Below are 3,769 nucleotides of genomic sequence, written 5' to 3' on the forward strand. Positions count from 1 at the left end.
GGTACTGGCGCTGCAACGTGCCGGTTACGATGTAGTTATTTTGGATAACCTGATCTACGGACACCGAGATGTGGTAGAGAAGGTTTTGCAGGTAGAGTTAATTGTTGGGGATACGAGCGATCGCCCTTTGCTCGATCGGCTTTTCTCCAGGCTCAACATTGCCGCCGTCATGCACTTTGCCGCTTTTGCTTATGTGGGCGAGTCTGTGACCGATCCAGCCAAATACTACCGTAACAACGTCTACGGAACTCTCACGCTGTTAGAAGCTATGTTGGCAGCCGACGTGAAGAAATTTGTCTTTTCTTCCACTTGCGCCACCTATGGTGTACCCCAAGTTCTTCCCCTTCCCGAAGATCATCCCCAAAATCCCATCAATCCCTACGGTGCTAGCAAGTTGATGGTAGAACGGATACTCTCGGATTTTGATGCTGCTTACGATCTAAAATCTGTTTGCTTCCGCTACTTTAACGCTGCCGGTGCCGATCCGGATGGCTTGCTGGGGGAAGACCACAATCCGGAAACGCACTTAATTCCTTTAGTGTTACAGACTGCGTTAGGAAAACGAGAATCAGTCTCGATTTTCGGTACAGATTACCCGACCCCAGACGGTACTTGCATTCGCGATTATATTCACGTCAACGATTTGGCCGCAGCGCACGTTTTGGGCCTGAAATATTTGTTGGAGTCGGGGGATAGTGCGGTATTTAATTTAGGGAATGGCGGCGGTTTTTCGGTGAAGGAAACGATCGAAACCGCTAGGGCGATCACAGGACGGGAAATTAAAGCTATTGAGTGCGATCGGCGTCCTGGCGACCCACCCGTCTTAGTTGGCAGTAGCGACAAAGCCCGACAAATCCTGGGCTGGAATCCTCAATACCCAGATTTATCTGAGATCGTATCTCATGCCTGGAAGTGGCACCAACAGCGTCATGCTTGAACGACAAAAAGCCTAAATGGAAAGTTGATTTTGAATGATAGGATTGCTTGAAAATGCCTCCTCTGGTATCTATTGTTGTTACTTGTTTCAATCAGGATCGCTACCTAGAAAAGTCAGTTAAAAGTGTACTTAACCAAACATTTATTGACCTAGAGTGCCTGATTGTCGATGATGGATCTACCGATAACACTCGTGAGGTAGTCGAGAATTTAATGAGGCTCGATTCTCGAATAAAATATTTTTACAAAGAAAATGGAGGGGTATCTTCTGCTCGTAATTTTGGGTTTAGGCAAGCTCAAGGCGAGTGGATTCAATTTTTAGATGGAGACGATTGGATCGACGATCGTAAAACTGAATTTCAATTAAATCATTTAAAGGGTGTAGATCGACAAAATACGGTGTTTTATTGCGATTACGAGCGTGTCTTTCTAGACGGGGAACAAAATATTACCGATCGGCAGTCAAATATTGTCGGAGATTTGACAAAAGAACAATTAATTCAGCGCTTACTTATACCTGATTTTTTAGCTGATTCTCCATTTCCATTATTGCAGCAATGCTTGTTGATGAATAGAAGCATTTTTAGTAAAAAAATGTTTGATGAAAGTCTTAAAGCTCTGCAAGATAGAGATTTTACATTAGACCTGGCGCTCGCCGGAGTAAATTTTATTTATACGCCTATTGTTGGTGCTTTCTATACAAAGCATCGCACTAATAGAACTAATAAGTGGTCTTACATGAAAGGGTATTATATTCTTTTCTATGAAACCATTTATAGCAAACACAAAGACTTACTGCCGCTTTGCGAAAGTGGCATAAATTTTTTAGTGCAAGACACAATTAGAGAAAAAGACAAGGACAATTTTGAGCGGTTAATGAAAATTATTCGCTCTCCGGTATATTTTTTAGATAAAAAAGTAAAAGTTAATAATGCTACCTTACTGAAATTACTTTATTCCTTGAGATCGTTCGTGCCTAGCTTTATACTTTATCAAAAGTACAGAGGGCCGCGCTCTCAAAAAATTCTTTCCCTATTATCACCGTTATTTAACTTGACAAAATCCTCAAAAGATAACGTTTACTTATAAAATAAAGAGAAGTAAAATATGAGTATAAAAGTTACATTAGTCGTTAGTGACTTTTCTGGAGGTGGAGCAGTCCGAGCATTTTTACTAGGACAAGTACTTAAAAAACTCAACTATGAAATAGAGTGTGTAGGATTTACCTTTGGTAAAGAACTGTATGCAATTCCTCCAGAAGGAATGCGAATTTATGCCGAAGAAGGTTATAAGTACCCTAAACTATTTAAACCAGCTAAAAAGATCTTAAAAAAGATAGATGGGGATATTATTTATGCAGTCAAACCAAAGCCTACAAGCTTTGGTATTTCTTTAATAAAAAAAATATTCGCTCGTCGTCCTTTGCTCTTAGATATGGATGACTGGGAACTCAGCTGGTACGGAGGAGACGAATGGAAATACCATCCCACACCAAAACAGCTTTATAGGGATATCTTTAAAAAAGATGCGGCACTGCGATATCCCGATCATCCTTTGTATGTAAAGTGGATGGAAAGCTTGGTGGAGAAAGCAGATGCCGTCACGATAGATACTGATTTTCTCAAGAAACGCTTTGGTGGTGTTTATTTACCCAATGGCAAAGACACGGAAATGTTTGACCCCGCGAAGTACGATGCGGAAGCAAGCAGAGCTCGCTACGGTTTGTCTGGGTGTCGTATTTTAATGTTTCCGGGAGCTCCGCGACCTCACAAGGGCGTTGAAGACGTTTTAAAGGCGCTAGACTTGCTCGAACAACCAGATTTAAGGCTGGTGATTGTAGGGGGCAGTCCCTATGATGATTATGATGATAAACTTATGCAAAGATGGGGGCGTTGGATTATTAAGCTACCAAGGTGTCCTGTGGAAGTGATGCCAGAGGTGGTAGCTGCCGCTCATGTTGTGGTTGTACCACAGCGAGACGACCTCGCAGCTAGGGCCCAATTTCCTCTCAAACTAACGGATGGAATGGCTATGGCTAAACCTGTTTTATCGACAAAAGTTGGAGATATTCCGGAAATATTGGATGAAACTGGTTATTTAGTCGAACCTGGTAGCCCGGAGCTACTCGCTGAAAAGATTCTAGGGATATTCCAGCATTTGGACGAAGCAAACGAGAAAGGGCAAAAAGCGAGAGAAAGATGTGTAAAATACTACAGCGTATATACTATGTCGGCTATACTTTCAGAGCTAATAGCCAATTTATAGGAAAAGAAGATGTGGTGAGGTGGAGCTTGCCAATAAATTTATTATAGGTATTCAAGGCCAGTTATTAATAGAAATAATACCTCCATGTCTTCCACTAAGCTTTTACTCAAATTTGCTCGCCGTTATCCGATTTGGATTTCACTAACGATCGTTCTGGGATTTTCAGGGGCGCTATTTAATGGTGTGAGTACAACTTTAATTGTACCCATCCTGTTGAATTTTTTAGGGCAGAAGGTGGATTTAAAAGGTGCCCCACCGCTGATTCAAGCGATTATGTCGCCATTTGATGGGGTTCCCGAACAATACCGCTTGTCAGTAATGGCGGTGTCGATTTTGCTGGCAATTGTTTTGAAAAATGTGGCTACCTATGCCAGTAGTTTGGTATCGAGTTCGCTGGGGCGGACGTTAACGTCGGATTTGCGGGAAGAAGGATTGCGGTTGTTGCTAGAGGTGGACTTGGATTATTATGCCAAGATGAAGGTAGGCGATTTGATTAACCGTTTGGGTGGAGAGATAGGTCGGACTGCGGGTACGATCGGCACATTAATTCGGGTAATTATTATCGCTA

Annotated in this window: 4 protein-coding genes; all 4 read left to right on the top strand. The window is 42.2% G+C overall.

Annotated elements, in window-relative coordinates:
- Window positions 1-937: UDP-glucose 4-epimerase GalE (gene galE / locus H6S82_RS22815; RefSeq protein WP_191056757.1), on the top strand; the 937-nt coding region annotated here is incomplete at its 5' end.
- A gap of 53 nt (window positions 938-990) precedes the next feature.
- Window positions 991-2,025, top strand: coding sequence for a glycosyltransferase family 2 protein (locus tag H6S82_RS22820; protein WP_190463116.1), 1,035 nt, complete (start codon window positions 991-993; stop codon window positions 2,023-2,025).
- Between the two features lie 18 nt (window positions 2,026-2,043).
- Window positions 2,044-3,201: a glycosyltransferase family 4 protein gene (locus tag H6S82_RS22825; RefSeq protein WP_190463114.1), complete on the top strand. Its 1,158-nt coding sequence runs from the start codon at window positions 2,044-2,046 to the stop codon at window positions 3,199-3,201.
- 84 nt (window positions 3,202-3,285) lie between these two features.
- Window positions 3,286-3,769 (top strand): ABC transporter ATP-binding protein (locus tag H6S82_RS22830; protein WP_191056758.1); only part of this gene is annotated, 484 nt, incomplete at its 3' end.

This window comes from Planktothrix sp. FACHB-1355 (genome assembly GCF_014748295.1).
Taxonomy (GTDB): domain Bacteria; phylum Cyanobacteriota; class Cyanobacteriia; order Cyanobacteriales; family Aerosakkonemataceae; genus Aerosakkonema; species Aerosakkonema funiforme_A.

Excerpts from the sequence above, each read along its gene's own strand:
- H6S82_RS22825 (WP_190463114.1), top strand. The coding sequence starts at position 2,044 with ATGAGTATAAAAGTTACATTAGTCGTTAGTGACTTTTCTGGAGGTGGA.
- H6S82_RS22820 (WP_190463116.1), top strand. The coding sequence starts at position 991 with ATGCCTCCTCTGGTATCTATTGTTGTTACTTGTTTCAATCAGGATCGC.